Origin of the sequence: Salidesulfovibrio brasiliensis JCM 12178 (assembly GCF_001311825.1) — a bacterium.
Lineage (GTDB): Bacteria > Desulfobacterota > Desulfovibrionia > Desulfovibrionales > Desulfovibrionaceae > Pseudodesulfovibrio > Pseudodesulfovibrio brasiliensis.
In genome coordinates this window covers 1-5,938 of record NZ_BBCB01000125.1, presented here as the reverse complement: position 1 = coordinate 5,938, position 5,938 = coordinate 1, and the positions used below count along the sequence as shown (strand labels likewise).

Sequence of the window (5,938 nt, the reverse complement as noted above, 5' to 3'; positions counted from 1 at the left end):
CACGGCAGCCATGGGACCGACGCCGCACGGTTCCGCTCCGGCGGCCATGGCTCGCACGATTTCCGGAGCCGCCGCACCCACGGGCACCGGCGCCATCGCTTCGGCGAAATCCGGGTGAAAGAGAATATGGTTCTTTATCTGTCCGCGCAGACGGACGACTTCCGCAGCCATCTCGGTCGCGAGGTCCTCACGGGCCACGACGAGAAGGTCGGTATGCTCCACCGCCACCTGAAAACGGACCTCGCCGGAACCCGGGCGCACCGCATCGCGATACGCCCGGTCACTGCTGGTATGCTTTGCTTTCACGGCTAGAACCCGAGGTCCTCGTTGACCAGAACGACCTTGATTCTCCCGGCTGGAAAACATTTCTCATGAATGGTCCAGACGTTACAGATGCGCTCCGGGCTATCGCAATCATGGCAAACGCCTGTCTTGCGGCACGGCGTCTTCTTGTCCAGCCGCATGGAGTTGACCGGGGCCGCGTAGTCCTTGATGCGCTGCATGGCCTCCTCAAGACCGGGGACGATCTTGTTCCGACCGCAGACCACCACCACGTTCTTCGGCCCAAAGGCCATGGCACCCACACGGTTGCCGATCATGTCGAGGTTCACCAGCCACCCGGTTTCAGTCAGGGCGTTGGTCCCGGTAAAGTAGAGGTCGCAGATCATGGCCTCGCGGCGACGCTCCAGCTTTTCCTCAAATGAAGAATCTTTGTCCCAAGTATCGATGATCTCGAATGAACCATCCTCTTTCAGTTCTTCATACAGCCCGGTGGCGGCAAAGGAGAGGGACCCGCCCCACGAGAGGGTTTTCGGTTTGAGCGCAGAGATGATTTCATTCTTCACCAGCCCGGCGGCCTCGGAGGCGGATTCGGTTATGGACACGTCGTAGCCATTCTTTCCCAGCGCCTCGGCCACGGCAGCCAGCTTCAGATTCCAGTAGATTTCAAAGGGGTTTTCCATTATTCCTCCTGCGTTTTGTTGCCGCAAACGACCACTTGTTATATGTATTGGGTCAATAGCGCTTGACTCTTGCCACGATGTACAGCAAAAGCTGCGCGGAAGGAAGGCGCGCGTCTGACGATTCGGGAAAGACGGTCAGGAAACCCTTGACGGGCATCGGTCTTCCCGCTATATGCAACCGTTCGACGCCATCAGAACGACAACTTCATTCTTAGGAGATATATTACAATGAAACGCACTTACCAGCCCAGTAAGATTCGTCGCAACCGCCGCCACGGCTTTCTCGTGCGCTCCCGCACCAAAAACGGCCGCGCCGTCATCCGTCGCCGCCGTGCCAAGGGACGCAAAAGATTAGGCATCTAAGCTGGCCGAGGCAGCGTCGGCTGCTCAGGCGCCCCGACTTTGTGAGGTGCTTCGATCGGGGTTTCAAGCATTTCACTCGGAACTTCATTCTTTTCGCACTGCTGCGGTCTGACAGGCCCTCCTTCCGGATGGGCCTGACCGTCAGCAGAAAATCGGGGCCAGCAGTCACGCGCAACCGCATCAAACGAGTGTTGCGCGAGTTTTTCAGGCTTCACCAGCATGCTATCGAACTGCCGCTGGACATCGTGGTGGTTCCCAAACGCAACCTCGATCCGGAAAGCCTGAATCTTGCCCTCGCCACGGAGGAGCTCCTGCCCGCGCTGGGCACCCTGCAGCGCAAGATCGGCAGCGAGCTCACAGAGAGGACATGATGCGCTATATCTTCCTGGCGCTCATCCGGTTCTACCAGGTCTTCATCTCCCCTCTTCTTCCCGGCTCCTGCCGGTTTCTTCCATCGTGCTCCGAATACGCCCGCGAGGCGTTCATAAGGCACGGCGCCGCCAAAGGCTTCGTGCTGACCACGTGGCGACTTCTGCGCTGTCAGCCGCTTTGCAAGGGCGGGTATGATCCCGTTCCCGCAAACTGGCCCGCACCAAAACTCAAAACGAGACAGTAATCATGGACAACAAACGATTCATTCTTGCCCTGGCACTTTCCTTCGCCGTCTTTGTCGGCTGGCAGATGCTTTTCCCTCAGCCCACGCCCCAGAGCAACAACGCCGCCAACACAGAACAGGCCTCCTCGGAAAAGGCATCCGGCAATCCGCTCATGTCCGACGCGCAGAAAGCCGTGGATGCTCCCTCCGCACAGGATTTCGTGCCCACCGCGGGCAAGAGCGTTGTCGTCGACACCCCCCTGTTCACCGCCTCGTTCAATACGTCCGGTGGCATCATGGAGCGTTTCGTCCTCAAGAAGTACAAGGAAGGCATCAAGCCCGGCTCCCCGCAGGTGGACCTTGTGGGCGGCAAATCCGTTCCCAAGGGCCCCATGGGCATCATCATCGGTCGCAAGGGTGCCGAGACCCACACCTGGCTGCACGGCGAGTGGGCGTATGACGGCCCCGAAACCATCACCATCGGCGAAGACGGCAAGGCCGTTCTCATCCTGCGGGGCCGCGCCGCCGGGTTCGACATTGAGCGCCGCCTGACCTTCCACGCCGACAGCTACCTGATCACCGAAGACCTCACGCTTCTCAATCTGGAGAAGACCGGCACAGAAGCCTCCGTTGCGTTCACCGCCGCCGCAAAGTCCATGAGCGCGGAAGACGACAACTACAACCCCACCCGTGTTGCCTGGCTGAGCGACGATGGCCGCAACGAGGAAGACAACCGCGAAGACCTGCAGACCGAGGGCGTCAGCGCTTCTGGTGGCCTGCAGTGGGCGGCAATCGAGTCCAACTATTTCATCATGTCCATCCTGCCCGGCTCCCCCGAGGCATCGCTGTACGCCAGCGTGCAGGACGGCATTTTCCGCATGGCCGTGGACCAGTCCGAGACCTTCATGCCCGGCGTGAACAAGACGCTCACCGCGTCCTACTTCGTGGGCCCCTGTGATCGCGGCATCCTCGACACCATGCCCAACGACCTCGGACAGGCCGTCAACTTCGGCTTCTTCGACCCGCTGGCCAAGCCCATGCTCATCGCCCTCGTGTTCCTGTACAAGTATGTGGGCAACTACGGCGTGGCCATCATCATCCTGACCATTCTCATCAAGATTCTCTTCTGGCCCCTTTCGCAGAAGAGCTACAAGAGCATGAACAAGATGAAGCAACTGCAGCCCATGGTTCAGAAGCTTCGCGAAAAATACGGCGACGACAAGCAGCGGCTCAATCAGGAGACCATGGCCCTGTACAAGACGTACAAGGTCAATCCGGCCAGCGGCTGCCTGCCCATGCTGGTGCAGATTCCGGTCTTCTTCGGCCTCTACAAGGCCCTGCTGGGCGCAATCGAACTGCGCCACGCGCCGTTCATCGAGTACCTTCCGGGTACCGACATGATCTGGCTTGCGGACCTCTCCGCCAAGGACCCCTTCTACATCACTCCGCTGATCATGGGCGCAACCATGTTCCTGCAGCAGAAGATGACCCCGGCCACGGGCGACCCCACCCAGCAGAAAATCATGCTGCTCATGCCGGTGGTATTCACCTTCCTCTTCCTGCAGTTCCCCGCCGGACTGGTTGTTTACTGGCTCATGAACAACGTCCTTTCCATCGGACAGCAGTGGTTCACCATGAGGAAAACCCGCAACACGACGAACGAGGCCTAAGCAATTACTAACTGTCACGAAACGTAGGCCCCCTCTCGAACGAAGGAACCAGTATGAGCGAATTCAAAGACTTTCAGGGAAAAACCCTGGACGAAGCCATCCAGATGGCGTGCGACCACTTCGGAATGGGTCGCGAAAAACTTGAGATTGAGATCATCAGCGGCGGCTCCACCGGCGTATTCGGCATCATGGGCGTGCGCAAGGCCAGACTCAAAGCCCGCCCGCGCAAGGCTATCAAGACCGACGAGTTCATGAACGGCAACGGGGAAAAGGCTGCCAACGACAAGAAGTCCGAGAACAGGAAGCAGCCCAAACGGGAACAAAAGCCCAAGCGCAAGCCCGAACCCAAGGCTGAAACAAAGCCCGAACCGGAGAAGGAAGCCAAGGACGAAAAGCCCGCTGCTCAAAAGTCGCAAGACAGGAAGGCACAAGCCCCGAAGCAGGAGGCCAAGCCGGAAGAACCGCAGGCAGAAGCACAGGATGCTCCGGACGTAAAGCCGGAACCCCAGCCAGAGCCTCAGCCGGAAGCTCCGCAACCGGAAGCACCTGAAGCTCCCAAGCAGAGTGCCGAATCCCGCCGCGAGTCTGCCGTGTCCACGCTTGAATCGCTGGACAAGGACGAAATCGAGGCCACCATCCGCGAGGCCCTCGGCCGGATGCTCGAACCCATCGTGGGCGAAGCCAAGCTCGACATCACGTTCGACACCGACCGCGTCAAGGTCTTCATCGATGACGAGGAAAACAGCGGCCTGATCATCGGCCGCGAGGGCCAGACCCTCTCCTCGCTCCAGTATCTGGTCAACCGCCTCGTCTCCCGCAAGATGGAAACATCCGTGCGCGTCCAGATCGACACCGGCGATTACCGCGAGCGTCAGGACGACAAGCTGCGCCAGCTTGCCGAACACCTGGCTGAAAAAGCGGTAAACCAGAGCCGCACCCAGAGCACCAAGCCGCTGAGCTCCTACCACCGCCGCGTGGTTCACCTCACGCTGCAGGACAAGGAAACCGTGTTCACCCGCTCCAAGGGTGACGGACCGCTCAAGCGCGTGCTCATCGTTCCGAAACGTCGCGGAGGCGGCCGAAGGAACAACGCCCGAAACGAACGCTAGATTCCACGGCCGGGAGCTTCCAAGCGAAGTTCCCGGCTTTTTTTCATCCCGAGGACTTCTCCCATGCTCGATCCCGGACGCAGAAAGGACACCATCGCCGCAGTCGCCACCCCGCAGGGAACCGGCGGCGTCGGCATTGTTCGCATCAGCGGCGCGCAAAGCCGTGACATCGCTCTCGCACTCTTCCAGTCAGCCGCCCCCGAATTCAGCGGCCCCACGCCCTACCGTCTCCACTACGGACGCTTCCTCGACGCTGACGGGAACGTCATCGACGAAGGGCTGCTGGCCTACATGCCCGGCCCGAAATCGTTCACCGGCGAAGACGTGGTGGAACTCAACTGCCACGGGGGCCGCGCCGTCACCGCCGCCATCCTCGAATCCGCTCTGGCACGCGGAGCAAGGCTGGCGGACAAGGGCGAATTCACCCTGCGCGCCTTCCTGAACGGCCGCATGGACCTCACGCAGGCCGAGGCCGTGGCCGAACTGATCCACGCTCCGTCGCGCGCGGCCATGCATCTGGCCCGCACCCGGCTCTCCGGTGCGCTTGGCAAGCGCATCGAAGAACTGCGCGAGCGGCTGGAGTCCATGCGAAAGGAACTCTGTGTGGCCGTTGATTTTCCCGAGGAAGACGTGGACTGCCTGCCGCCCGAAACCATCGCCGCGACCTCTGCGGAAGTACGCCGCAAACTCGACGACCTCGTGGCCGCTTTCGAGCGCACCAAGGCGTGGCGCGAAGGTGCGCTGGTGGTGCTTGCCGGGCTGGTCAACGCGGGCAAGTCGAGCCTGATGAACGCCCTCGTGGGCCACGACCGGGCCATCGTCACCGACACCCCCGGCACCACGCGCGACTATCTTGAAGAACCGCTCTCACTGGGCGGCATGACCATCCGCCTCGCCGACACCGCAGGGCTTCGCGACGCAGGCGACGCCGTGGAGCGAGCCGGAATAGAGCGCAGCCGGGACCTCATGGAACAGGCCGACCTCATCCTGTACGTGGTGGACGCCTCCGAGACCATCACCGACGAGGACGTGGACGCGGCCGTGCAGCTGCCGCCGAACAAGACCATCGTGGTCCTGAACAAGTACGACCTGCCCGAGGCCCAGCCCCCGGCTTTCAAGGTTTTCAAGCGGTTCATGTTTGATTTCGTCAAGGTTTCGGTCAAGAGCGGCCGGAACATGGACAAGCTCACCGCCATGATGGAAAAGCGTCTCGGCGCGGGACAGGGCCAGCCCGACCCG

Annotated in this window: 7 protein-coding genes and 1 pseudogene; 6 read left to right on the top strand and 2 right to left on the bottom strand. The window is 60.9% G+C overall.

The window, feature by feature from the left end:
* Together JCM12178_RS16610 and JCM12178_RS16605 are read right to left on the bottom strand one after the other, a co-directional pair.
* Window positions 1–306 (bottom strand): annotated as a pseudogene (locus JCM12178_RS16610) (UPF0280 family protein); the annotation flags it as partial.
* Window positions 307–308: 2 nt separating this feature from the next.
* The gene (locus JCM12178_RS16605) at window positions 309–962 is read right to left on the bottom strand and encodes a lactate utilization protein (protein ID WP_054653045.1); all 654 of its coding nucleotides are present in this window, start codon (window positions 960–962) and stop codon (window positions 309–311) included.
* A 228-nt stretch (window positions 963–1,190) separates the two neighbouring features.
* Here JCM12178_RS16605 and rpmH point away from each other — a divergent pair, with 228 nt between their 5' ends.
* The 6 genes from rpmH to mnmE all read left to right on the top strand — a co-directional run.
* Window positions 1,191–1,325 carry a 50S ribosomal protein L34 gene (gene rpmH / locus JCM12178_RS16600; RefSeq protein WP_054653042.1) on the top strand — a complete coding sequence of 45 codons (135 nt, stop codon included), beginning with the start codon at window positions 1,191–1,193 and terminating at the stop codon, window positions 1,323–1,325.
* Window positions 1,313–1,696, top strand: a complete 384-nt coding sequence (rnpA, locus tag JCM12178_RS16595) for a ribonuclease P protein component (RefSeq protein WP_083466014.1) — start codon at window positions 1,313–1,315, stop codon at window positions 1,694–1,696. The genes rpmH and rnpA overlap by 13 nt, the downstream gene beginning before the upstream one ends.
* Window positions 1,693–1,941, top strand: a complete 249-nt coding sequence (gene yidD / locus JCM12178_RS16590) for a membrane protein insertion efficiency factor YidD (RefSeq protein WP_083466013.1) — start codon at window positions 1,693–1,695, stop codon at window positions 1,939–1,941. Before rnpA ends, yidD begins: the two co-directional genes overlap by 4 nt.
* Window positions 1,942–1,943: 2 nt before the next feature.
* A complete protein-coding gene (gene yidC / locus JCM12178_RS16585; protein WP_054653038.1) occupies window positions 1,944–3,590 on the top strand; it encodes a membrane protein insertase YidC in 1,647 nt (548 codons plus the stop codon).
* Between the two features lie 53 nt (window positions 3,591–3,643).
* A complete protein-coding gene (locus tag JCM12178_RS16580; protein WP_054653036.1) occupies window positions 3,644–4,699 on the top strand; it encodes a Jag N-terminal domain-containing protein in 1,056 nt (351 codons plus the stop codon).
* 63 nt (window positions 4,700–4,762) lie between these two features.
* The coding region (gene mnmE / locus JCM12178_RS16575) for a tRNA uridine-5-carboxymethylaminomethyl(34) synthesis GTPase MnmE (RefSeq protein WP_054653034.1) at window positions 4,763–5,938 on the top strand (1,176 nt) is incomplete at its 3' end.